The 24,754-nt window shown below is 70.9% G+C and carries 15 protein-coding genes; 6 read left to right on the forward strand and 9 right to left on the reverse strand.

The annotated features are described in order from the left end of the window. Positions 1–5: 5 nt before the first annotated feature. The gene (gene ngcE, locus AB0412_RS09535) at positions 6–1,349 is read right to left on the reverse strand and encodes an N-acetylglucosamine/diacetylchitobiose ABC transporter substrate-binding protein (protein ID WP_366401968.1); all 1,344 of its coding nucleotides are present in this window, start codon (positions 1,347–1,349) and stop codon (positions 6–8) included. Between the two features lie 699 nt (positions 1,350–2,048). Between ngcE and AB0412_RS09540 the strand changes: the two genes are divergently transcribed. Then, positions 2,049–5,864 carry a GH92 family glycosyl hydrolase gene (locus AB0412_RS09540; RefSeq protein WP_366401938.1) on the forward strand — a complete coding sequence of 1,272 codons (3,816 nt, stop codon included), beginning with the start codon at positions 2,049–2,051 and terminating at the stop codon, positions 5,862–5,864. A 211-nt stretch (positions 5,865–6,075) separates the two neighbouring features. On the opposite strand, the gene AB0412_RS09545 is transcribed toward AB0412_RS09540, so the two are convergent. The 3 genes from AB0412_RS09545 to acnA all read right to left on the reverse strand — a co-directional run bounded on the left by AB0412_RS09545 (position 6,076) and on the right by acnA (position 10,862). Then, the gene (locus AB0412_RS09545) at positions 6,076–7,575 is read right to left on the reverse strand and encodes a caspase family protein (protein ID WP_366401939.1); all 1,500 of its coding nucleotides are present in this window, start codon (positions 7,573–7,575) and stop codon (positions 6,076–6,078) included. Positions 7,576–7,587: 12 nt separating this feature from the next. Beyond that, a complete protein-coding gene (locus AB0412_RS09550) occupies positions 7,588–8,007 on the reverse strand; it encodes a hypothetical protein (RefSeq protein WP_366401940.1) in 420 nt (139 codons plus the stop codon). Positions 8,008–8,144: 137 nt separating this feature from the next. After that, positions 8,145–10,862 carry an aconitate hydratase AcnA gene (acnA, locus tag AB0412_RS09555; RefSeq protein WP_366401941.1) on the reverse strand — a complete coding sequence of 906 codons (2,718 nt, stop codon included), beginning with the start codon at positions 10,860–10,862 and terminating at the stop codon, positions 8,145–8,147. A gap of 338 nt (positions 10,863–11,200) precedes the next feature. On the opposite strand from acnA, the gene AB0412_RS09560 reads away from it, so the two are divergent. From AB0412_RS09560 to AB0412_RS09570, 3 genes are all read left to right on the forward strand, one after another. Next, positions 11,201–11,404, forward strand: coding sequence for a DUF4236 domain-containing protein (locus tag AB0412_RS09560; protein WP_366401942.1), 204 nt, complete (start codon positions 11,201–11,203; stop codon positions 11,402–11,404). A 79-nt stretch (positions 11,405–11,483) separates the two neighbouring features. Continuing rightward, positions 11,484–13,013 carry a UDP-N-acetylglucosamine 1-carboxyvinyltransferase gene (locus AB0412_RS09565; protein WP_366401943.1) on the forward strand — a complete coding sequence of 510 codons (1,530 nt, stop codon included), beginning with the start codon at positions 11,484–11,486 and terminating at the stop codon, positions 13,011–13,013. A 252-nt stretch (positions 13,014–13,265) separates the two neighbouring features. Further along, entirely contained in the window at positions 13,266–15,176 is a 1,911-nt protein-coding gene (locus AB0412_RS09570) for a TerD family protein (protein WP_366401944.1), read from the forward strand. 112 nt (positions 15,177–15,288) lie between these two features. On the opposite strand, the gene AB0412_RS09575 is transcribed toward AB0412_RS09570, so the two are convergent. Continuing rightward, on the reverse strand, positions 15,289–16,869 hold the full coding sequence (locus AB0412_RS09575; protein ID WP_366401945.1) for a tryptophan 7-halogenase: 1,581 nt from the start codon (positions 16,867–16,869) through the stop codon (positions 15,289–15,291). A gap of 187 nt (positions 16,870–17,056) precedes the next feature. On the opposite strand from AB0412_RS09575, the gene AB0412_RS09580 reads away from it, so the two are divergent. Continuing rightward, positions 17,057–17,296 carry a DUF6269 family protein gene (locus AB0412_RS09580; protein ID WP_366401946.1) on the forward strand — a complete coding sequence of 80 codons (240 nt, stop codon included), beginning with the start codon at positions 17,057–17,059 and terminating at the stop codon, positions 17,294–17,296. A gap of 79 nt (positions 17,297–17,375) precedes the next feature. Here the strand turns inward: AB0412_RS09580 and AB0412_RS09585 are convergent, their stop codons facing one another. After that, positions 17,376–19,637: a BTAD domain-containing putative transcriptional regulator gene (locus AB0412_RS09585; RefSeq protein ID WP_366401947.1), complete on the reverse strand. Its 2,262-nt coding sequence runs from the start codon at positions 19,635–19,637 to the stop codon at positions 17,376–17,378. A gap of 209 nt (positions 19,638–19,846) precedes the next feature. On the opposite strand from AB0412_RS09585, the gene AB0412_RS09590 reads away from it, so the two are divergent. Then, positions 19,847–20,170: a hypothetical protein gene (locus AB0412_RS09590; RefSeq protein ID WP_366401948.1), complete on the forward strand. Its 324-nt coding sequence runs from the start codon at positions 19,847–19,849 to the stop codon at positions 20,168–20,170. Between the two features lie 24 nt (positions 20,171–20,194). Here AB0412_RS09590 and AB0412_RS09595 read toward each other — a convergent pair whose 3' ends face one another. The 3 genes from AB0412_RS09595 to AB0412_RS09605 form a co-directional block, all read right to left on the reverse strand. Next, positions 20,195–23,182, reverse strand: coding sequence for a BTAD domain-containing putative transcriptional regulator (locus tag AB0412_RS09595; RefSeq protein ID WP_366401949.1), 2,988 nt, complete (start codon positions 23,180–23,182; stop codon positions 20,195–20,197). A 122-nt stretch (positions 23,183–23,304) separates the two neighbouring features. Continuing rightward, the gene (locus AB0412_RS09600; RefSeq protein WP_366401950.1) at positions 23,305–23,562 is read right to left on the reverse strand and encodes an acyl-CoA carboxylase epsilon subunit; all 258 of its coding nucleotides are present in this window, start codon (positions 23,560–23,562) and stop codon (positions 23,305–23,307) included. Between the two features lie 10 nt (positions 23,563–23,572). Then, a partial coding sequence (locus tag AB0412_RS09605; protein WP_366401951.1) for an acyl-CoA carboxylase subunit beta occupies positions 23,573–24,754 on the reverse strand: 1,182 nt, incomplete at its 5' end.

Consider the following 24,754-nt stretch of genomic DNA (forward strand, 5'->3'; position numbering starts at 1 on the left):
CGGTGCTAGCTGACCTTGACCTTGTCGACGGAGTCGTCTTCCCGGACCTTGTCGGAGATCTTCTGCAGAGCCGCGGTCAGCCCCTTGCCGTCGAGGTCACCGGCGAGGAACGAGTTCCACGGCACCAGCTGGTCGGTGTTCATCCCGTAGGTCTCGACGAACATGTAGTTGAAGATGTTGGTGCCCGCGGCCTCCAGCATCTTCGTCTGCGAGACGAGGGCCGTCGATCCGTACCCGTCGGCGGGCACGGTGCCCTTGACGATCGTCGGGGCCAGCTTCGTCTTGGAGAAGTTGGCGGCCGCCTTCTCCGACAGCATCGCCCGCAGCACTTCCTTGCCGCCGGCCGGGTTCTTGCCCTGCTTGGGCACGATGAACGGCTCGCCGGCGGCCGCGCGGAGCGACTCGTAGGGCAGCTGCGGCTTGTCGGTGAGCGTCATCGACGGGAATCCGGTCATCTGGAAGTCCGCCTTGGTGGCCTTCTTCATCTCGTTCTCGATCCAGCCACCGGACGGGTAGAGCAGCGCCTTCTGGTCATTGCTCCAGATCGCCTGCGCCTTCTGGAACTGGGTGCCGGAGCCACCCGGGACGAACATCTTCTGCTTGACCATGGTCTCCATGACCTTGATGACGCCCTGGATGGCCGGGTGCGACCAGCAGCCCTTCTCCAGGTTCTCCAGGCCGAGCCGGACCTCGTCGCCGCCCTCCTTGATCGCCGAGTCGATCAGGAGCGTGCGGTAGTAGGTCGCCGCCTCCTTGCCGTGGACGAAGAGGTACTTGCCCTTCTTCTTCGCCTGCTGGCCGAGGTCGAGCGCCTCGTCCCAGGTCTTCGGCGGGGTCCAGCCGTTCTCCTCGAAGAGCGTCTTCGAGTACCAGACGCCGTACACGGTCATCACGTAGTTGAGCGCGACGAACTTGTCCTTGAACGTGCCGGGGGCCTTGACGCCGGGGTAAACGATGTCGGCGATCTTCTTGCCTTCGTAGGTGTTGGCCTCGAAGAGGTCGTCGAGCTCCTCCAGTTGGTCGAGGATGCCGAGGAAGCCGATCTGGTCCTCACCGGAGTTGTCGATGAGGTCCGGCGGGTTGCCGCCGACGAAGCGGGGCTGGAGCTCGGGGGCGATGTCGACGACCGGCTTGACCTGGACCTTGAGGCCCTTGACCTGGCTGCCGAGCACCTGGTTGGTGTAGTCGACGTAGTCGGTGCCGTAGCCGCCGTCGAAGATGGCCGCTTCGACCGTGGAGTTCGCGGCGACACCGAACGGGTTCTTGGCGCTCTTCTCGCCCTTCGGGCCGCCGCCGCCGTCGTTGTCCTTGCTGGAGGGAGAGCTGCACGCGACCGCGAACGAGCCCATCGCCGCGGTGGCGATGGCCCCGCGCAGGAGCGTCCGCCTGTCAAGGGAGCCGGCACGAATGGTCATCTCTGCATCCTCACTGATCGTTGGATCTGTACGGGTGTGCTGCGTGTGCGCCCCCGTGGCCGGACCGGTCCTGCGCCGGCCGCACGTGGGGCGTTGTCGCCGTCGTCTCGGGGCCGCGATGCGGCGCCGATGATCAGCTGAGCGATGCCGGCACAACAGTCGCCGAGGCCGGAGCGGCGGTCGCGCTCCGCCTGATCAGCTCGCGATGGCCTACGCCGGTGGTGGATCCCATGCTCAAGTCCTCGCCTTCTCCAGGACTCAGGCGGTGAACCGGATCCTCCCCGGCACCGCGTTCGGGTCAAGCTGGGTCGTGCAGGAAGTGCGGTGATGCTGGACGTTCTCGGTGATACGTCGATGATGGTCGGGTGCTGTGAAGATGCCCCGGAGTGCCGACAGGTATAGTCCACTTCCCGCCAACGGAGCAAGATCGAATGCAAGGTTCACCGCCGGTCTTTTCCGAGTTGAGACCTCCCGGAAATATGTGCGCCCGGCACGCTTCTCGGCGGAAATATCCAGGACCCTGGACCCGAATGCCGCATTCAACACCTTGACACCATGGGCCACTTGACCCCCTACTGTTCCTTGCGCAGTGATGTTGACAACGTTGTCCAGGCGCAGGGAGGGTGCTCGCGCATGGTGCACAGAGTTGGGCACGAGGTCCGGCACAGATGGAGTACGGCGGTCGTCGCGGCGACCGCCTTCGCTTTGGCCGCGGGCTCCCAGGGCGTCGCCGTGGCCCTGCCCGAGGCCCCCGCGAAGACCGACCGCGCGTTCGCCTCGTCGTTCGAGTCGGGGGACCCCGCTCCGGACTGGGTGAACACCGTCGACACCACGCCGGGCGGCGGCAAGCGCGCCTCGGGTGTCGACGGCGGCTACAGCAGCGGCATCCCGGGCAATGTGACCGACCGGGTCACGGATGTGCGGGCGAGCGGCGAGAACCCCGGCGGCGGGGAGGTGAAGGAGAACCTCGTCGACGGTGAGCCGAGCACCAAATGGCTGACGTTCGAGCCCACCGGCTGGGCCGAGTTCGACCTGGACGAACCGGTGAAGATCGCGCGTTACGCGCTCACCTCGGCCAACGACCACGCCGAACGCGACCCCCAGGACTGGACGCTGAAGGGCTCGGCGGACGGCGAGGAGTGGACCACCCTCGACACCCGGACGGGCGAGAGCTTCGCCGAGCGGTTCCAGACGAAGCTCTACGACCTCGACGCCTCCGCCGTCGCCGAGTACCGGCACTTCCGGCTGGAGGTCACCAGGAACGGCAGCGGCGGCATCCTCCAGCTGGCCGACGTCCAGTTCTCCACCGGCGGCGCGGACGGGCCCGTGCCCCCGGACATGCTGTCGCTGGTCGACCGCGGCCCGAGTGGATCGCCCACGGCGAAGGCGGGCGCCGGATTCACCGGAAAGCGTGCCCTGCGTTACGCCGGCCGGCACACCGCCGACGGCCGGGCCTACTCGTACAACAAGGTCTTCGACGTCGACGTGAAGGTCGAGCGGGACACCCGGCTGTCGTACCGGATCTTCCCGTCGATGGCCGACGGCGACCTCGACTACGACGCCACCAACGTCTCCGTGGACCTGGCCTTCACCGACGGCACCTACCTGAGCGGCCTGCGCGCCACCGACCAGCACGGCTTCCCGCTCACCCCGCGGGGACAGGGCGCGGCGAAGGTCCTCTACGTCAACCAGTGGAACAACGTGGTCTCCCGGATCGGTTCGGTGGCCCGCGGCAAGACGGTCGACCGGATCCTGGTGGCGTACGACTCCCCCAAGGGCCCGGCGAAGTTCCGGGGCTGGCTGGACGACGTGACGCTGAAGCCGGTGGCGCCCGAGCGGCCGAAGGCCCACCTGTCCGACTACGCCGTCACCACCCGCGGCACCAACTCCAGCGGGGGTTTCTCCCGCGGCAACAACTTCCCGGCGACCGCCGTGCCGCACGGCTTCAACTTCTGGACGCCGGTGACCAATGCCGGCTCGCTGAGCTGGCTGTACGACTACGCCCGCGGCAACAACGCCGACAACCTGCCGACGATCCAGGCGTTCAGCGCGAGCCACGAGCCGAGCCCCTGGATGGGTGACCGGCAGACCTTCCAGGTGATGCCGTCGGCCGCGTCCGGCGCCCCGGACACCGGCCGCGAGGCCCGCGAGCTGGCCTTCCGGCACGAGAACGAGACCGCCCGGCCGTACTACTACGGGGTGCGCTTCGAGAACGGCCTGAAGGCCGAGATGGCACCGACCGACCACGCGGCGGCGCTGCGCTTCACCTACCCCGGCGACGACGCGAGCGTGCTGTTCGACAACGTCACCGACCAGGCGGGTCTGACGCTCGACCAGGAGAACGGCATCGTCACCGGCTACTCGGACGTCAAGTCGGGGCTGTCGACGGGCGCGACCCGGCTGTTCGTGTACGGCGAGTTCGACAAGAAGGTCACCGACGGCTCGTCCGGCGGCGTCAAGGGCTATCTGCGCTTCGACGCGGGCGAGGACCGCACGGTGACACTGCGGCTGGCCACCTCCCTGATCAGCGTCGACCAGGCGAAGGACAATCTGCGCCAGGAGCTGCCCGCGAGCCGGTCCTTCGAGTCGGTGAGGAACAGCGCCCAGCGCCAGTGGGACAGCCTGCTGGGCAAGGTGGAGGTCGAGGGCGCCACCCCGGACCAGCTGACCACGCTGTACTCCAGCCTGTACCGGCTGTACCTGTACCCGAACTCGGGCTTCGAGAAGGTGGACGGGACGTACAAGTACGCCTCGCCGTTCTCGAAGATGCAGCAGCCGGACACGCCGACGCACACCGGGGCGAAGATCGTGGACGGCAAGGTGTACGTCAACAACGGCTTCTGGGACACCTACCGGACCACCTGGCCGGCGTACTCCTTCCTGACCCCGTCCAAGGCCGGTGAGCTCGTCGACGGCTTCGTGCAGCACTACAAGGACGGCGGCTGGACCTCCCGCTGGTCCTCCCCCGGCTACGCGGACCTGATGACCGGCACCTCCTCGGACGTGGCGTTCGCGGACGCGTACGTCAAGGGCGTCGACTTCGACGCGGAGGCGGCGTACGACGCGGCCGTGAAGAACGCCACCGTGGTCCCGCCGTCCTCCGGTGTGGGCCGCAAGGGCATGGCGACCTCGCCGTTCCTCGGCTACACCTCCACCGAGACGCACGAGGGCCTGTCCTGGGCGCTGGAGGGCTACCTCAACGACTACGGCATCGCGAAGATGGGCGAGGCGCTCTACGAGAAGACCGGGAAGAAGCGCTACCAGGAGGAGTCCGCGTACTTCCTCGACCGCGCCCAGGACTACGTCAACCTCTTCGACGCGAAGGCCGGCTTCTTCCAGGGCAAGGACGCGAAGGGCGACTGGCGGGTCGAGTCCGAGAAGTACGACCCGCGTGTGTGGGGCTACGACTACACCGAGACCAACGGCTGGGGCTACGCCTTCACCGCCCCGCAGGACAGCCGGGGCCTGGCCAATCTGTACGGCGGGCGCAAGGGCCTGGGCGACAAGCTCGACGAGTACCTCTCCACGCCCGAGACGGCCTCCCCGGACTTCGTCGGCTCCTACGGCGGTGTCATCCACGAGATGACCGAGGCGCGGGACGTGCGCATGGGCATGTACGGGCACTCCAACCAGGTCGCCCACCACGCCCTGTACATGTACGACGCGGCCGGGCAGCCCTGGAAGACGCAGAAGAACGTGCGCGAGGTGCTGTCGCGGCTGTACACCGGCAGCGAGATCGGGCAGGGCTACCACGGCGACGAGGACAACGGCGAGCAGTCGGCCTGGTACCTGTTCTCCGCGCTCGGCTTCTACCCGCTGGTGATGGGCAGCGGCGAGTACGCCATCGGCTCCCCGCTGTTCACGAAGGCGACCGTGCACCTGGAGAACGGCCGCGAGCTGGTGGTGAAGGCGCCGAAGAACAGCGCGCGGAACGTGTACGTGCAGGGCCTGAAGGTCAACGGCAAGCGCTGGAACTCCACTTCGCTCCCCCACGCGCTGATCGCGAAGGGCGGTGTCCTGGAGTTCGACATGGGCCCGCGTCCGTCGGCGTGGGGCACGGGCAAGGACGCGGCGCCGGTGTCGATCACGCAGGACGACAAGGTGCCGAGCCCGCGCAAGGACGCGCTGAAGGGCGAGGGTCCCCTGTTCGACGACACCTCGGGGACCGGCGCCACCGTGACGACGGTCGACCTGCCGGTCACCGGGGAGACGAAGGCGGTGCAGTACACGCTGACCTCCTCGGATCCGGCCGAGGCGCCCACGGGCTGGGTGCTGCAGGGCTCGGACGACGGGACGGCGTGGAAGGACCTGGACGAGCGGGCCGAGGAGCCCTTCCGCTGGGAGCGGCAGACGCGGGCCTTCTCGATCGACAAGGCGGGGACGTACCGCCACTACCGACTGGTGCTGAGCGGTGAGTCGGCGCTGACGGAGGTGGAACTGCTGAGCTGACGCACGCCCCGAGGCGGGTCCGGGCCGGGCCCGGACCCGCCTCGGTGTCACGGCGTGCGCAGGGCTCGCCTGGAGAGCGAGATGGGAGTGCTCCGACGGCGGGTTCCGGTCCACCGGAGTATGGGAGCGCTCCCATCTCGCCGTGAGGGCAAAGTAGCGCCGGCGGGCGCGGTTGTAAACGGGGTGCGCGGAAGCAGGCCGCGTGCGCCGGTCAGGGGACGGGCTGGATCGACCGCTCGACATCGGCGGCCATGTCCTCGCCGTCGATGACGCGGATCACGTCCACCAGCACCTGCTCCCCGTCCGGGACGTTGAGCGCTGCCCGCACGAGGGCCACGGCGTCCTCGCGCAGCCGCACGCCTCTGAGGTCGACGGGGCGGCCCAGTTGCTCCCCGAGGATGGACGCGAAGAGCACGCGGCCCTGGGGGTCCTCCAGGGACGGCAGGCGGCACACCGCGTCGGTGAGGCGCAGCAGCAACTGGGTCGCTCCCCGGTAGTCGCCGTTCTCCGCCGGGCCGGGGGAGGCCGCGCGCACCTCGTCGAACCGTGGCCGCGGACCTTGAGGGGGTCGATCCGTCGCCGTGCGCTCACCGGGCGGTACGACGCCGTCCCGGTCCAGCAGGTGCCGTACCCGGTCGGCGACCGCCGGGCCCTCGAAGACCCGGATCACGCCGAGCAGCGCGCGTTCTCCTCCGTCCGTGCTCAGCGCGGCCCGCACCATCACCGCCACGTCCTCCCGCAGCCGGACGCCCCGCAGATCGACCGCGCGGCCCAGGTGCTCGGCCAGCACGAGGGCGAACTGCGCCCGGCCCTGGTTGTCCGCCATGCACGCCAGACCGCTCAGTTCCTCGGTGAGCTCCGTCATGCGGTCGAGCAGGCTACGGGGGCGTGGGGCCGGGGGTGGCGGTGCATCCGGCGCTCCACGCGGCGGTTCCCCGTCGGTCTGCGGCGGGATGACGGGCCGCCGGGCGGCTGTCACGGACCGTGCGACGACGACCTGGCGCTCCACCTGCGCCCACATCTGCGGCCGTTGGCGCACCTGGGCCGCCCGCAGTTCGTCGTAGACGTACTCGTAGAGGTCCAGCGCGCTGATCAGTCCGTCGCCGTTGCGGTCGGCCTCGCCCGAGCGCAGGCCCTTGATGACGGCGCCGGTGAACCGGGACGGCTCGGGGTCGAGGGCGTCGAGCCGCTCGCCCTCCCAGGCGTACTCGGTGCGGTTGGTGGCGGTGAGCACCACCCGGCCGTGTCCGGCCAGCTCGTCCTTGACGTGGACGTCGGTGTCGCCCTTGGTGCCGCGCAGGAAGGCGCCGCTGTAGCAGCAGTCCAGGAGCAGGACGACGGAGCGGGCCCGGCAGCGGTCCATCTGGGTGCGCAGGAACTCGGCGGAGACGGCGGTGGAGGCGAGCAGCCGTCGGTCGGTGTCGGTGGCGGCGAAGTACAGGTCGCCGTCGTCGTTCTTCACACCGTGGCTGGAGACGTGCAGCAGGAGCAGGTCGTCCCGGCCGCGGTCCAGGAAGAAGTGCTCGATGGCGCGGGCCACCTCATGGTGCCGGCGGTCCACGACCGTGCTGACCTCGAAGCCGCCGATGGCGGGGTCGCGCAGCACGTCGGCGAGTCCCTCGGCGTCCCGGGCGGGTGAACGGAGCTGCCTGAGCGCCTGGTTCTCGTAGTGGCCCGTCGCGATGAGCAGGGCGAAGCGGCCTGCGGACACGGTGGCCGCCCTTTAGTCGCCCTGCCCGGTGCCGGACGGGGAGCCGGCGGGGTCGTCCTCGGCACCGCGGGCGCTACCGGCCTCGTGGGCGGCCAGGAAAGCCTCGATGAGCCGCTGCTGGTCGGCGGAGGAGACGGCCTCCAGCTCCAGGCTGTCCTCGCCGAGGGCGATGCTGACCGTGCGCACCGGGCGGTTCTCGATCCAGGTCTGCACCAGGCTGAGCACCGAGCGCAGCGCGATGGGCGCCATGGTCACCGCGAGTGCGCCGACGGCGATCGCGTCGACGGGCTTGGCCCCCTCGGGGATCTCCCCGCCACGGCGCAGTTCGACGTCGTCGACGTCCAGTTCGAGCAGCCGGTCGCGCAGGCCGCGCGTCAGCTCGTCGAGTTCTTCCTGGTCACTGTCCTGACGCCCGGTCAGGACGAGCTGCATGTGTTCCGTACCGCGGCTCACCGCCACCCCCGTCACCTGGTGTTGATCCAGCGTACAACGGGGAACACGGCGTGGGCCGCATCTCCGCGGACGGAGATGCGGCCCTCAACTGCCGTGCGCTGCCGCTTACTTGCGGATTACTTGCGGATCAGGCTGCGCAGCACGTACTGCATGATGCCGCCGTTGCGGTAGTAGTCCGCCTCGCCGGGGGTGTCGATGCGGACGACCGCGTCGAACTCGACGCCGGTGTCGGTGGTGACCTTCACCGTGCGCGGGGTGGTGCCGTTGTTCAGCTCGGTGACGCCGGAGATCGAGAAGGTCTCCTCGCCGGTCAGACCGAGGGACTCGGCGTTCTGGCCCTCGGGGAACTGCAGCGGCAGGACGCCCATGCCGATGAGGTTCGAGCGGTGGATGCGCTCGTACGACTCGGCGATGACGGCCTTGACGCCGAGCAGCGCGGTGCCCTTGGCGGCCCAGTCGCGGGACGAGCCGGAGCCGTACTCCTTGCCGGCCAGGACGACCAGCGGGATGCCGGCGGCCTGGTAGTTCTGCGAGGCGTCGTAGATGAAGGAGACCGGGCCGCCCTCCTGCGTGAAGTCACGCGTGTAGCCGCCCTCGGTGCCCTGCGCGATCTGGTTGCGCAGGCGGATGTTGGCGAACGTACCGCGGATCATGACCTCGTGGTTGCCGCGGCGCGAGCCGTAGCTGTTGAAGTCGCGGCGCTCCACGCCGTGCTCCGTGAGGTACTTGCCGGCCGGGGTGTCGGCCTTGATGGCACCGGCCGGGGAGATGTGGTCGGTGGTGACCGAGTCGCCCAGCTTGGCGAGCACGCGGGCGCCGGAGATGTCCTCGACGGGGGCCGGGTCCATCTGCATGCCCTCGAAGTACGGGGGCTTGCGGACGTAGGTCGACTCGGCGTCCCACTCGAAGGTGTTGCCGGTCGGGATCGGCAGCGCCTGCCACTGGGCGTCGCCGGCGAAGACGTCGGAGTAGGACTTGGCGAACATGTCCTCGCCGATGGCGTTCGCCACGACGTCGTTGACCTCGGCCTCGGAGGGCCAGATGTCCTTGAGGTGGACCGGGTTGCCGTCCTGGTCGGTGCCCAGGGCGTCCTTGGTGATGTCCACCTTCATCGAACCGGCGATGGCGTACGCGACGACCAGCGGCGGGGACGCCAGGTAGTTCATCTTGACGTCGGGGTTGATCCGGCCCTCGAAGTTGCGGTTGCCCGACAGGACCGAGGTGACGGCGAGGTCGTGGTCGTTGACCGCCTTGGAGACCTCCTCCGGCAGCGGGCCGGAGTTGCCGATGCAGGTGGTGCAGCCGTAGCCGACGAGGTTGAAGCCGACCTTGTCGAGGTACGGGGTCAGGCCCGCCTTGTCGAAGTAGTCGGTGACGACCTTGGAGCCCGGGGCGAGGGTGGTCTTGACCCACGGCTTGCGGGTCAGGCCCTTCTCGACGGCCTTCTTGGCGACCAGGGCGGCGGCGACCATGACGTACGGGTTGGAGGTGTTGGTGCAGGAGGTGATGGCCGCGACCGTCACCGCACCGTGGTCCAGCTCGTAGGAGGTGCCGTCGGGGGCGGTCACGCGGACCGGGTTGGACGGCGCGCCGTTCGGGATGGAGGACGGGGCGTCGGAGCTCGGGAAGGACTCCTTGCTGGCCTCGTACTCGTCGTTGACGTACGTGCGGACGTCCTGCTTGAACTGCTCGGCGGCGTTCGCGAGGACGATGCGGTCCTGCGGGCGCTTCGGGCCGGCGATGGACGGGACGACCGTGGACAGGTCCAGCTCGAGCTTCTCGGAGAAGTCCGGCTCGGCCTTCGGGTCCAGCCAGAGGCCCTGCTCCTTGGCGTACGCCTCGACCAGCGCGAGCTGCTGCTCGCTGCGGCCGGTGAGCCGCATGTAGTTGATGGTCTCGTCGTCGATCGGGAAGATCGCGGCGGTGGAGCCGAACTCCGGCGACATGTTGCCGATGGTGGCGCGGTTCGCGAGGGAGGTGGCGGCCACGCCCTCGCCGTAGAACTCGACGAACTTGCCGACGACGCCGTGCTTGCGCAGCATCTCGGTGATCGTGAGGACGAGGTCGGTGGCGGTGGTGCCGGGCTGGAGCTCGCCGGTGAGCTTGAAGCCGACGACGCGCGGGATCAGCATGGAGACCGGCTGGCCGAGCATCGCGGCCTCGGCCTCGATGCCGCCGACGCCCCAGCCGAGGACGCCGAGGCCGTTGACCATGGTGGTGTGCGAGTCGGTGCCGACGAGGGTGTCGGGGTACGCCTTGCCGTCGCGGACCATGACGACACGGGCCAGGTGCTCGATGTTCACCTGGTGGACGATGCCGGTGCCGGGCGGGACGACCTTGAACTCGTCGAAGGCGGTCTGGCCCCAGCGCAGGAACTGGTAGCGCTCCTTGTTGCGGCCGTACTCCAGGTCGACGTTCACCTTGAAGGCGTCGTTGGTGCCGAACTTGTCGGCGATGACGGAGTGGTCGATGACCAGCTCGGCCGGGGCCAGGGGGTTGATCTTGGCCGGGTCGCCGCCCAGCTCCTTGACGGCCTCACGCATGGTGGCGAGGTCCACGACACAGGGCACGCCGGTGAAGTCCTGCATGATCACACGGGCCGGCGTGAACTGGATCTCCTGCGACGGCTGGGCCTGGGAGTCCCAGGAGCCGAGCGCGCGGATGTGGTCGGCGGTGATGTTCGCGCCGTCCTCGGTGCGGAGCAGGTTCTCCAGCAGCACCTTCAGGCTGTAGGGAAGGCGCGCGGAGCCCTCGACCTTGTCCAGCCGGAAGATCTCGTACGACTCGTCGCCCACCTGCAGCGTGCTGCGGGCGTCGAAGCTGTTCGCCGACACGACAGTCTCCTTCATTGATGTGCGCGTACCACCGTCAATCGTGCCGCCACCCCGGCTTGGCCGTTCCGGTGAGGTCAGGCTAAGTTAGGCATGCCTAACTGGATTGGCGACCACGGTGCGCCTCGGCAGATATCTCGATGTCGAGATAACTCTAGTACACGGGCGCCGAATGGTCATGCCCGGACCCGGCGTGGCCTGCCTCATAGCCCACCCCGGCTGCTCCGCCTTCCGGCTCGGCCCCCGCCCCACCTTCCCCTCCGCCATGACCCCGCGCATCCGGGGTAACCGCACTGAGACCGAGTCAGGTTTTCCACGGGGACTTTGGAGGGGAGGCAGGGATGCCGCTCACGTTCCGCAAGAGCTTTCGGATCCTTCCGGGGGTGCGGCTGAACATCAACAAGCGCTCCTGGTCCATCACCACGGGCAGCAGGAACGGCCCGCGGTACACCCGCAGCAGCACCGGACGTCGTACGACATCGATGGATCTGCCCGGCCCCTTCGGCTGGCGGCGCACACGGAGCACTCGTGGCACCAGGGGATGAATCGGGCGACTTTGACATGATGTCACCCGAATGGACCCCCCGAGAGGTGCCATCTCATATCTGAGATAGCCTCAACCTCATGGCAGACGACTACCTCGTACGCATCGGCAAGCTCATCCGCGACGCCCGGCAACACCGGGGCTGGACGCAGGCGCAGCTCGCCGAGGCGCTCGCCACCAGCCAGAGCGCCGTCAACCGCATCGAACGCGGCAACCAGAACATCAGCCTTGAGATGATCGCCCGTATCGGCGAGGCCCTGGACAGCGAGATCGTGTCCCTGGGCTATGCGGGGCCGATGCATCTGCGCGTGGTCGGCGGCCGGCGGCTCTCCGGCGCCATCGATGTGAAGACGAGCAAGAACGCCTGTGTGGCACTGCTGTGCGCCTCGCTGCTCAACAGCGGGCGCACCGTGCTGCGCCGGGTGGCGCGCATCGAGGAGGTGTACCGCCTCCTGGAGGTGCTGGGCTCGATCGGCGTGCGGGCCCGCTGGATCAACGACGGGGTCGACCTGGAGATCGTGCCGCCGGCCCAGCTGGACCTCGACGCCATCGACGCGGACGCCGCCCGCCGCACCCGCTCCATCATCATGTTCCTCGGCCCGCTGCTGCACCGGATGGACCGCTTCAAGCTGCCCTACGCCGGCGGCTGCGACCTCGGGACGCGCACCGTCGAGCCGCATATGATCGCGCTGCGCCGGTTCGGCCTGGACATCGCCGCGACGGAGGGCCAGTACCACGCGGTGGTCGACCGCGCCGTCAGCCCCGACCGCCCGATCGTGCTGACCGAGCGCGGTGACACGGTGACGGAGAACGCGCTGCTGGCCGCCGCGCGGCACGACGGCATCACCGTCATCCGCAACGCCTCCTCCAACTACATGGTCCAGGACCTGTGCTTCTTCCTCGAGGCGCTCGGGGTGAAGGTCGACGGCATCGGCACGACCACACTCACCGTGCACGGGGTGCCGGACATCGACGTGGACGTGGACTACTCCCCCTCCGAGGACCCGGTCGAGGCGATGAGCCTGGTGGCCGCGGCGGTGGTGACGGAGTCGGAGCTGACGGTGCGCCGGGTGCCGATCGAGTTCCTGGAGATCGAGCTGGCGGTCCTGGAGGAGATGGGCCTCGACCACGACCGCACGCCGGAGTACTTCGCCGACAACGGCCGTACGCGCCTGGTGGACCTGACGGTGCGCCCCTCCAAGCTGGAGGCGCCGATCGACAAGATCCACCCGATGCCGTTCCCCGGCCTGAACATCGACAACGTCCCGTTCTTCGCGGCGATCGCGGCGGTGGCGCAGGGCAAGACCCTCATCCACGACTGGGTCTACGACAACCGCGCGATCTATCTCACCGACCTCAACCGCCTCGGCGGACGCCTGCAGTTGCTGGACCCGCACCGGGTCCTGGTCGAGGGCCCGACCCGCTGGCGCGCGGCGGAGATGATGTGCCCGCCGGCGCTGCGCCCGGCGGTGGTCGTCCTGCTGGCGATGATGGCGGCGGAGGGCACGTCGGTGCTGCGCAACGTTTATGTCATCAACCGGGGTTACGAGGACCTGGCGGAGCGGCTGAACTCGATCGGGGCGCAGATCGAGATCTTCCGGGACATCTGAACGACAGGTGCCGCCGCACCCCCTTGAGCTGCACGAATGCGGGCCAGGAAGGGGTGCGACGGCACCTGGGGGACTTCATTGGGACGATTGAGCTGGGACCGGGCTTCTGCCGGTCGTCCGGGCTACGCGAAGACCGCGTCGAAGGCGAGCCTCAGGCGATGCACACGCCAAGCCTCGTTCCAGCGTCCCCGAACAATGACAAATCGCTGTACAGGTTGAAGGAGTGCTGGATATCAGATCATCCTTGCCGCCATGAGTCTCGTCTCCACCTCCTTCGATCTGCCCGACATGGGCGACTACGCACACGACTGGGCCTTGGTCGATGTGGAGACGTCGGGCCTCGTCGCCCGGCGAGATCGCGTGCTGTCCGTCGCGGTGATCACGATCGGCCCGGACGGCGAGCAGACCGGGGAGTTCTCGACACTGCTCAACCCGGGGTGCGATCCGGGACCGGTGGAGGTGCACGGGCTGACCGTCGAGCGACTGCAGGGCGCGCCGACGTTCGACCAGGTCGCCGGGCGGATCGGAGCGATGCTTCAGGACCGGGTCCTGGTCGCCCACAACGCCCAGTTCGACTACGACTTCCTCGCCTACGAGTTCGCCCGTGCGCGGATGTGGCTGCCGGTGTCGCAGCGGCTGTGCACTCTGTCTCTGAATCGCCAAGTGGATCCGCCGACGGACGACATGAAGCTCGGCACTCTCGCCGCCCACTACGGCGTCCCCCAGCAGCGTGCGCACGACGCGCTGGACGACACCCGTGTGCTGGCCGGGATCCTGCGGGCCTCACTGCGCGAGGCAGCGCGGCTCGATCTGCCCCTGCCGCTGGTGACCTGCCCACCCCGGGCAGAGTCGCAGTTCACGCCGAAGCCGCCGAAGACTCCCTGCGCCTACCGCAATCCTGGACGGCTGACTCCCGGCGACCCTCTCCAGCAGGGGATGAAGGTCGCGATCACCGGTGAGACCGCCCATGCCCGCGCGGAGTTGGTCGGGCGGGCTGTCGCCGCCGGGCTGAACATGATGACCTCCGTCAGCCGACACACCAGCGTGCTGGTCACCAATGAACCGGCGTCCAGTTCGGCAAAGGCCCGACGCGCACTCGCCGAAGGCGTGCCCGTCATCGACGAGCACACCTTCCTGCGGCTGCTGGCGGACGTACGACCGGGGGCAGCGCATGAAGCGACAGCCGTCGCTGTCGCCCCGGTGGCCGAGCCGGAAACAGAACCTGTCGCCGGACCTGTGGAGTCGGCACCTACCACGACCTCTGCCGTACCCGACCCGGAGGCCGCAGCCCTCCCCACGGCCGCACACGATGTGGGGGTACCCGCTCCGCGTCGACCGGTGCCCTCCGTCGGCACGTTGGACAAGCCCCTGGCGGGGCGCCGCGTGCTGGTGCTCGGTGGTGTCCATGCCGATGCCGCCGCAACCCGTACCCGCATCGTCGAGCTGGGCGGATCCGCGGCGGTCAACCTGTCCGCCAGTGTCACCGACGTCGTACTCCTGGAGGGAGGGCAGGGCGACCGGCGCATGAGCCGCATCACCGCCCTCGAACTCCCCGTGCACGACCTCCACTGGCTCACCGCTCCGACCACCTCCGCCCCGGCCGCGGCGGCCATGCGGACACAGGAGCCGCACGTGATTCCTAGAGGCGGTGTCATCGACCTGCCCATGCCGCACGGCAGACCCGCGCCGGAGTGGTATGTCACCGCCGGCTGGGCGCCGCAGTCCGGCTACGAGATCGACGTCGTCGCCTTCCTCCTCGACGAGGACGAACAGGTCACCTCCGACGAGGACTTCATCTTCTACGGCGCTCCCGAGAGCCCCGCCGGAACCGTGCGACTGCTGACCGGCGGCCCTGCCGAACAGAGCATCGCCCTCAACCTGGCCGCCCTGCCACCCGCGACGCGCAAGGTCGTCGTCGCCGCGGCCATCCACGGCACCGCCACCTTCGGGACGGTCGGTGCGATCCAGATCGGTGCCGCCCCCGGCAGCAGCGGTGCATCGCTCGCCCGGGCCACCCTGGACGCCGCCACCACCGAACGCACCATGCTGCTCGCGGAGATCTACCGCAGAGGTCCGGTGTGGCGCCTACGAGCCGTCGGCCAGGGCTACGACCACGGCCTCGACGCCCTCGCACGCGGATACGGCGTCGACATCGCGGACTGAACCGACGGTGCCGGGGACCTTCACGCAGGTCATCGGCCCGCCGAGTCCAATCCGGGGCCCTCTCGCAGATGCCATGCCCCTCCTGGAGCGCCCTCTGCGCGGTCGCCGTCGGTCACGCGCTGGTCAGGGCCGGGGTGGTGGCGAGTGGGGGGCGGGTGTGCAGGCGGTGGAGGTAGGTTGCGGCGCTCGGGAGGGTTTCCAGGAGGATGCGCTGCTGGCGGCGGATCCTGGCGAAGTGCGCGTCGGCGGTCCTGCGGGCCGTGGTGCGGTGCAGCAGGGCCGCCGGGGGCGGGGCGCCCTGGGGGTCCAGGGCGGTCAGCAGGGTGCGCAGGGGCATCTCGGCGGGTTCGGGGGTCAGGCCGGCGCGATGACCCTCCAAGCAGGCCGACAGGGTGTCGGACAACGGCAGTTCGCCGTGGGCACGCCAGAACGCGGTGTCGGCGCGCGGGGCGGACCCGTAGAGGAGCTGGGCCAGGTCGTCGGCCGCCGTGCGGTCCTGGCGGGCCGCCCGGTTGAAGCGGGCCGCCGACGTGCGCATGTGGTCGCGGGCAGGTAAGTCGCGTACCAGGCGGTCCAGTTGACGTAGTACGTCGGTCAGGCCCGCGTCGGCGAGCGGGTCGGTCCAGCCGGCGGCTGCGCCGAGCGCCACGCAGTTGTGCGCCCAGGCGCGCCGGGCGGTCCCGGCCGGCCGGCGGTGGAGGCGCACGTCGGCCTCGCCGGGCCGCAGGCCCCACAGCGCGCAGAGCGTGCGCATGGCCTGCTCCTCGTCCGTCCAGGCGCTCGTGTGGACGAGTCCGGCGCCGATGCGGTCCGGCAGCGGGCGGTGCCAGGCCCAGCCGAAGGGCAGGGCGGTGGCCGTGCCGAACGGCTCGATGCCGTCGTCGGCGCCTTCGTCGGGGCGGGGCACGCTGACGGTCAGGGTGCGGTCAGTGAGGGGGCCGCCGGGCTGCTCGGGGAAGGGCTCGTGGAGCAGGCCCCTCAGCAGCAGGCTCGCCGGGCCGGTGCAGTCCAGGAAGAGGTCGCCCGAAAGCCGGGTGCCGTCGGCGGTGCGCAGGGCGGTGAGCCTGCCGTCGGCGTCCCGCTCCGCGTGCCGGACGGTGCCGTGCACGGTGCGTACGCCGAAATGCCGGACGGCCGTCCGGCGCAGGAATCGGGTGAGGAGTTCCGCGTCGGCATGCCAGCCGTAGGGAACGGCCGCCCTTCCGTCCATCCAGCGCGGTGATCTGCGGGCGTCGAGAAGCGGCGGCTCGCGGAAACACGCACGGTCGAACGGCTCTACGGTCTCGCCGGTGCGGCGGCGCAGCCGCCAGAATTCGGAGAGCGGGAATTCCTCGCACTCGGGCAGCGCCGCGAAAGGACGGTCGAACCGGTCCGGCGCATGGCCGGGCAGGGGGCGGGGGGTGTTTTCCGCGGGTCCTTCGGTGCGCCAGTTGACGTAGCGCACGGCGAGGGTGAAGGACGCCGAGCAGGCGCGCATCCAGGTCTCCTCCTGGATGCCCAGCCGGTCGAAGAGGTCCCGCTGCACCTGCGGTGCCAGGGTCACGACCTGCTCGTCCGCGGCCGGTGCCGGGGCGTGCCGCGGGGGTTGCAGCACCGTGACGCCGATCGCGCGTCCGAAGGTGGCGGCGAGCCGTGCGGCGGCGGTCCAGGCGGCGAGCGTGCCGCCGGCGATCACGATCTCCAGACTTTCCATGAGGCAATTCTCGACGGCTTTCTCCATGCGATGTGCAGCCGGTCTGTACCGCCTCTGTATCGGCCTGTATCGGGTCTGTATGCGGGTGTGTTCGCGCATACAGAGGGGCCGGTGAATGCGTACAGCGAGCTCCTCGAATCTGTTGGTGCGGGACCTGAGAGGGACCCGAAAACAACAGGAGGAGAGAATGTACGACGAACTGAACCACCCGTCTCAGGTCCAGCATCCTCTGGAATTTCTGACGCAGATCGAGAATTCCGCGGCGATGGAGCAGGAACTGCTGCTGCGGGACGCCGGGACGCCGTGGGCGGATCTGCTGGCCGCCTATGTGGACGCGCTGAACGAGATGGCGCTGAGAGGGGCCGAGGAGAACGGCTACATAGCGACGTACGGGCTCGACGAGGGGCATGCGGGCGGCTGCGGCTGAGCCGCGACGCGGTGAAGCCCGGTGGCGGCCGGATCCGAGAGGACGGCCGCCACCGGGCGGGGGAGCAAGGGAAGGGCGGTCAGGTCAGGGTCAGCTCGCGGTCGGGCCGGGCGTGCGCGCGCTGCCGCAGGGCGTACAGGTGGACCAACGGCGGTAGCCGGTAGCAGAGTTCGTCGTCGTGCAGGGCCGTCGCCGTGGCGAGGTGGGCGTCGGTGAGCTGGTCCAGGACGTCCTCCGCGTCGCGCGGGGTCAGGTCGAGCAGGGCGGCGGCGTCCCGCGCGGTGAGCCGGGGCAGACCGGCCGCCGCGAGGACGCCCAGCGCCTCGGCCACGGGTGCCGGGAGCGCGGCGAGCGCGGTGCTCAGTCCCGTGGCGATGTCGAGGGCGCCGATGCGGAGTTCGTCGAGGCGGTGTTCCTCCGGGGCGAGCCGGTCGGCGAGCCGGGCGACGGGCCAGTGCGGCCGGGCGGCGAGGCGTGCGCCGGCGATGCGCAGCGCGAGCGGCAGCCGGTCGCAGAACTCGGCGACGCGCAGGGTCGCCTCGGGTTCGGCGGCGAGGCGTGCCGCGCCTGCCTGGGAGGCGAGGAGTTCCGCCGCCTCCGCCGGGGTCATGGGGCCGAGCCGGACCAGCCGGACCGCCTCCAGCGAGGCGAGTGCCGCGTGGGTGCCGGTGACGAGGGTGCGGCTGGTGGTGCCACCGGGCAGGAGGGGGCGTACCTGGGTGTCGTCCGCGGCGTTGTCGAGGACGATCAGTACGCGCCGTTCGGCGACCTGTGCGCGGAAGAGCCGCGCCCTTTCGTCGGCGGTCTCGGGCAGCCGGTCGGCGTCGATCCCCAGGGCGCGCAGGAACCAGCCCAGGGTCTCGTGGGCGTCCCGCCGGCCGCCGTCCTCGGTACGCAGGTCCGCGTACAGCCGGCCGTCGGGGAAGTCCTCGCGGCACGCCTCGGCGACGCGCAGGGCGAGCGCGGACGTCCCGCTGCCGGGCGCGCCGGTGATCACGACGTCGTGCCGGGCCCGGAGCGCGCCGGCCACCTCGTCGATCTCGGCCTCCCGCCCGGTGAAGTCGGCGGGCGCACAGGGCAGGAGGGCCGCGGCCTCGAGATCACCCGCACCCCGGCCCGGCGTACCCGGTCGGACGCCACCATCAGCCTCCGCCCGGGCTAGTCCCCCGGCAACGCCCACCCGCTGGGCCGCAGGGGCCCGATCCGCCGCGGGGGCCGGGCCGCTCGTTGTTGTACGAAGGGCCGTGGAGCCCTGATCGCTCGCGGGGGCATGACCGTTCTCGTGGAGTCCTACGGCCGTGGGGAGCCGGCCGGACGCGATCACGTCACTCAGCGCAGGAGCGCCACCCGTCTCGGGAAACCCGGCGGCCGTCGGGAGCTGTGCGCTCGCGAGGGGCCGGCCGGACGCGACCGCCTCACCGAGCGCAGGAGTGCAGTCCGTCTCGGGGAGCCCGGCGGCCGTCGGATGCCGACCGGAGGCGAGGGGCTGGGCGGACGTCGGGGGGCGGCCGGACGCGGTCGCCTCACCGAGCGCGGAAGTGCGACCTGTCTCGGGGAAACCGGCAGCCGGCCGGAGCTGAACGGTTGTCAGGGGTTGGGCGGGGGGCGCGGGCATCGTGGCGGTGAGGATCTGGTGGTGGAGGGTGCGGAGGGCCGGGCTCGGGTCGATGCCGAGGTCGTCGGCGAGGAGGCGGCGGGCGTCCTCGTAGGTGGCGAGGGCGTCGGCCTGGCGGCCGCAGCGGTACAGGGCCGTCATCAGCTGGCCGCGCAGCCGCTCGCGCAGCGGGTGCTGGTGGACGTGGCCGGTGAGGGCGGGGACGAGGTCGTGGTGGCGGCCGAGGGCCAGGGCCGCCTCGGTGTGGTCCTCGAGGGCGGTGAGCCGGGCCTCCTCCATGCGTGGGCCCTCCGCGCGGGCGAGTTCCTCGGTGACGTCGCCGAGGGCCGGGCCGTGCCAGAGGGCGAGAGCTTCGGCGAGGCGCCGTTCGGCGTCGGCGAAGCGTCCGGCGCGCAGGTCGGCGCGGCCGGCGTCGGCGAGGTCGTGGAAGGTCTGCCAGTCGAGGACGGCGTCCTGGGGGTCCATGCGGTAGCCGCTGCCGTGGCGGGTCAGGCCGTGTCCGGGGCCGAGCCGGGTGCGGAGCCGGGACACGTAGGTGTAGAGCTGGCGGGTGCTGGTGGTGGGCGGGTCCCAGCCCCAGAGCAGGGTGGTGAGCCGCTCGTCCGTGACGAGCCGGCCCCGCGCGAGGAGCAACGCGGCCAGGGTGGCGCGCTGTTTGGCGCCGTCGAGGGGTACGGGCTGCCCGTCGCGTTCGGCGGACACAGGGCCGAGAATGTGGAACTCCATGCGGTCCTCCGCAGCTGCGCGGGCCCGCGTCCGGTTCCGGGCCGTCTACCGCGAAAAGCTACTGACCTGCGGTTTTTCATCGTTCTCGGATCGATTTCGGGGCGACGAAAGAGCTTCGAAACCGACGGAAAAAGGGGTCTCCGTAGCGTTCTTGGCGTACCGCCGGGCAACCGGCTCCGAGAACGCCCCCCCGATCCCAGGAGGACCCGATGCACCGCTTCTTCCACACCGCCAGGAGGACCGCCGCGACCGCTCCGGTGGGCCGTCTCGCGGCCGGCGCCGTGCTCGCCCTCACCGCGGTCGGCACGCTCGGCGCGGCCCAGGACCTGGCGCCGCTGGCCGGCCAGGGGGCTCCCGGGGTCACGGCGGACGACCCGTGGACGTCGGTACGGGCCGCGGCGTCGGTGGACGACCCCTGGACCTCGGCGCCGAAGGGCTCGGCCGACGATCCGTGGACCTCCGCGCCGAAGAGCGCCGCCGACGACCCGTGGACCTCCGCCCCCGCCGCGGCCCAGGACGACCCGTGGACCTGAGCGGCCGGCGGGTGCCGGGCCCGGTCAGGGGCGGGCGAGGTCGAACAGCAGGCGTGCGTCGGCCGGTTCGTCTTCCCCGAGCGCCACCAGCAGCCGCTGCACCCGCTCCCGCCACTGCCGCACCCCGACCTCGACGAACAACTCGTCCGCCATCCGCAGGCTGACCGCGGCGCCCGCCCGGTCCGAGCACTGCATCAGCACACAGCCGAGGACGACGGCCGCCCGTGCCTGGACGTACCGGTCCGGCACCTGCTCGGCCGCCCGTACCGCGTCACGCAGCACGGTCTGTGCCTCGCTCAGCTTCTCCTGGCACCACAGTGCCTCCCCCAGCGCGCGCAGCACATGCGCCTCGCCCCGCCGGTCACCGCTGGCGAGCACCAGCTCCAGGGCGCGGCGGCAGGCCGCCTCGGCCCGTTCCCCCTCCCCCTGCTGTACGAGCGCCTCGGCCAGCCGTACGGTGCTCTGCGCCTCGCCGCGCACCGCGCCGAGGCCCCGGCTCTTTGCCACCGCCTCCGACGACAGCAGCAGGCTCGCCTGTGCGTCACCCCGTTCCAGTTCGATCTGCGCGAGCAGGCCCAGCACATGGGCCTCCGCGTAGTGGTCGCCGACCTCGCGGAAGATCTCCAGGGCGTCGCGGCACAGCTCGTGCGCACGGTCCAGGTCCGTCTGGTGACGGGCGCACAGTGCCAGATTGCGCAGCACGAGCGCACGGCCCTCGGGCCGGCCCAGCTCCTCGAACAGGCGCAGGGCCGGCCGCAGGCGTGCGTGGGCGGAGTCGAAGTCCCACTGGATGATCTCCAGGGTGCCGAGGGACTGCAGCAGTGCCGCCTCGCCCAGCCGGTCGCCGGTGCGGCGGGCCGCCGTCAGCGCGGCCTCGGCGCAGTCCCGCCAGTCCTCCAGGTAGTTGCGGTTCTGGAAGAGGGTGACGGCGGTGACGGCCAGGTCCCAGGCGTGTGCGGACTCGTCCTCCCGGGCCAGCTGGTCGACCAGGGCGGTGAGGGCGAGCCGCTCGGTCTCGAACCAGCCCATGGGGTCCTCCAGCAGGCTGTCCACGAGGTGGGCGGGCAGTTCCCGCAGCGCGGCGGGGCCGTGGATGACGGCGTAGTCGCCGCCGTACATCCTGCGGTGGGCCTCGCGGGCGAGGGCGAGCCAGCTGCCGCCGGCGCGGCGCACGGCGGCGCGCCGGTCGTCGTCGGAGTCCTCCTCGGCGGCGCGTTCGCGGGCGAACAGCCGCAGCAGGTCCTGGAAGCGGTAGCGGACGTGGCCGACGCCGACGCTGACGGGTTCCAGCAGCTGGGCGTCGACGAGCTGTTCGATGAGGTCCTCGGCGTCGACGGGGTCGAGGTCGAGCAGCGCGGCGCCGGTCCACGAGGAGAACTCGGGGACGCTGAGCCAGCCGAGGAGCCGGAACATGCGGGCGGTGTCGGCGGGCAGGCCGCGGTAGCTGAGCCGCAGGCCGGCCCGGACGCCGCGCGAGTCGATGCTGAGTTCGTCGAGCCTGCGGTGCTGGTCCTCCAGGCGGGACACCAGGGTGCGTACCGACCAGTGGGGTTTGGCGGCGAGGCGGGCGGCGGCGATCCGCAGCGCCAGCGGCAGCCGGTCGCACAGCTCGCTCAGCCGGGCCGCGCCCACCGGGTCGGCGCCGAATCGGTCGTCGCCCGCGACCCGGGACAGCAGGGTGATCGACTCGTCCTGTTCGAGCGAGCCGAGCTGGAGGGGGACGTAGGCGTAGTCGCCGGCCATGGCGCCGCCCATGCTGTCGCGGCTGGTGACCAGGACGCAAGCGCGGGAGGTGCCGGGCAGCAGCGGGCGGATCTGCGCGAAGGAGCGGGCGTTGTCGAGGACGATCAGCACGCGCCGGCCGTCCAGGACGCTGCGGAAGAGGGCGGTGCGTTCGACCTGGTCGGCGGGGATCTGCGGGCCGGGTACGCCGAGGGCGCGCAGGAAGCGGTCGAGGACGGCGCTCGGTTTGCGCGGGGCCTCGTCCTCGTCGTAGCCGCGCATGTCGGCGAAGAGCTGCCCGTCGGGGAAGCGGGCGTGCACCTGGTGGGACCAGTGGACGGCGAGCGCGGTCTTGCCGACGCCGCCGGTCCCGGTGATGGAGCCGACGGGGAGGGCGGCGCCGTCGAGGTGGTCCAGGAGCCGGTCCAGGGTGGCGAGTTCGTCGCGGCGCCCGGTGAACGAGGCGGGTGCGGGCGGCAGGTGGGCGGGCACGATGGTGGCCGGCGCGAGGGTGACCTGCTCGGCGGGCGGTACCAGGGTCGGGGCGTCGGCGAGGATCTCCTCGTGCAGTTCCCGCAGGGCGGGGCCGGGGTCGATGCCGAGTTCCTCGGCGAACAGCCGCTGTCCCTCGCGGTAGGTCTCCAGGGCCTCGGCGCGGCGCCCGCAGCGGTACTGGGCCAGCATCAGCTGGGCGACGGCCTGTTCGCGCAGCGGGTTCTCGCGGACGAACCGGGCGAGTTCGGCGACGAGTTCGCTGTGCTGGCCGAGTTCCAGGCGTACGGCGGTGAGCTGTTCGTACACGTCGAGGCGCAGTTCTGTCAGGCGGGCCGCCTCGGCCTCGACGCGTTCGGCGGTGACGCCCTCCAGGGCGGGCCCGCGCCACATGGCGAGGGCCTCCTCGAAGTGGGCGCGGGCCTCCTCCAGGTCGCCGCGGCGGGCGGCGACGCGTCCCTCGGCGGCGCGTTCCTCGAACTCGACGGCGTCGATGCGGTGTTCGCCGGGGAAGAGCATGTAGCCGGGGTGGCTGGTGACGAGGACGCCGTCGATGCCGAACGCGGTCTTGAGGGTCTTGCGCAGGGCGGAGACGCAGATGGCGATCTGGTTGCGGGCGGTGGCGGGGGGTTCTCCGTGCCAGACGGCGTCGGCGAGCGTGTCGACGGAGACGACCCGTCCCGGGGCCAGCAGCAGCATCGACATGATGGTGCGCTGCCGGGCGCCCTGCAGGGCCATGGGCCGTCCCTCGGCGCTGATGTCCAGCGGGCCCAGGATCCGGAACACCACCTGAAGCACCGCTGCCTCCCGACTCCGGCCGCAGCCGTACCTGTACGGCCGGTTTCGCCGCTTTCTGACTGAGTAACAAGGCGTTCGGCAGGGCCGCAACGACGGCGGCAGCAAGCTGCCAGCGGCTCTGATCAGGTGCGGGCCCGCCAGGACGCGGGCGGCGGGGCGGCGGGGCGGTGCCAGCGGGCGGGCGCCGGTTCGCAGGCGTCCGGGGTGCCGGAGCTGCTCTCGGCGGCGGATTCGGCGGGGGCCGTGGCGAGGGCGGTGAGGAGCGCGGCGACGGCGGCGACCTCCTCGGGGGTGGGGCTGCCGCCGACGACGCGGAACAGGGCGGGGCCGAGGGGGCCTTCGAAGGGCGGTGCGGACGGGGTGCGGGAGGTGCGGGCCATGGGGGGCTCCTCACATCGGGGGGTTGCCGTGCTTGCGGGTGGGCAGGTCGGCGTGCTTGGTGCGCAGCATCGTCAGGGAGGCGATGAGCGCGGAGCGGGTGTCGGCGGGGTCGATGACGTCGTCGACCAGGCCGCGTTCGGCCGCGTAGTAGGGGTGCATCAGCTCGGCCTTGTACTCCTTGACCAGCTGCCGGCGCATGGCGTCGGGGTCGTCGGCGGCCTGGATGCGGCGCCGGAAGACGACGTTCGCGGCTCCTTCGGCGCCCATGACGGCGATCTCGTTGGCGGGCCAGGCGAGGGAGAGGTCGGCGCCGATGGAACGGGAGTCCATGACGATGTACGCGCCGCCGTACGCCTTGCGCAGGATGACCTGGACGCGGGGCACGGTGGCGTTGCAGTACGCGTACAGCAGCTTGGCGCCGTGGCGGATGATGCCGCCGTGCTCCTGGTCGACGCCGGGCAGGAAGCCGGGGACGTCGACGAGGGTGACCAGGGGGATCGAGAAGGCGTCGCAGAGCTGCACGAAGCGGGCGGCCTTCTCGGAGGAGTGGATGTCGAGGACGCCGGCGAGGGAGCTGGGCTGGCTGGCGACGATGCCGACGACGTGGCCGCCGAGCCGGGCGAGGGTGGTGATGACGCTGGTGGCCCAGCGCTCGTGGACCTCCATGTGCTCGCCGTCGTCGACGATCTCGGCGATGACCTCGCGCATGTCGTAGGGGCGGCTGCCGTCGAGCGGCACCAGGTCGCACAGCCGCTCGCAGCGCCGGTCGGCGGGGTCGGCGGACGGGACGGCGGGGGGTGCCTCGCGGTTGTTGCGCGGGAGGAGGGAGAGGAGGTAGCGGACCTCGTGGAGGCAGGTCTCCTCGTCGTCGTAGGCGAAGTGGCACACGCCGGAGGTCTCGGCGTGCACGTCCGCGCCGCCCAGGCCGTTCTGGGTGATCTCCTCGCCGGTGACCGCCTTCACCACGTCCGGGCCGGTGATGAACATCTGCGAGGTGTCCCGGACCATGAACACGAAGTCCGTCAGCGCCGGGCTGTAGGCCGCACCGCCCGCGCACGGGCCCAGCATCACGCTGATCTGCGGGATGACACCGGAGGCCCTGGTGTTGCGCTGGAAGATGCCGCCGTAGCCCGCGAGCGCGGAGACACCCTCCTGGATACGCGCGCCCGCACCGTCGTTCAGCGAGACCAG

This window comes from Streptomyces sp. NPDC052012, assembly GCF_040689265.1.
Taxonomy (GTDB): domain Bacteria; phylum Actinomycetota; class Actinomycetes; order Streptomycetales; family Streptomycetaceae; genus Streptomyces.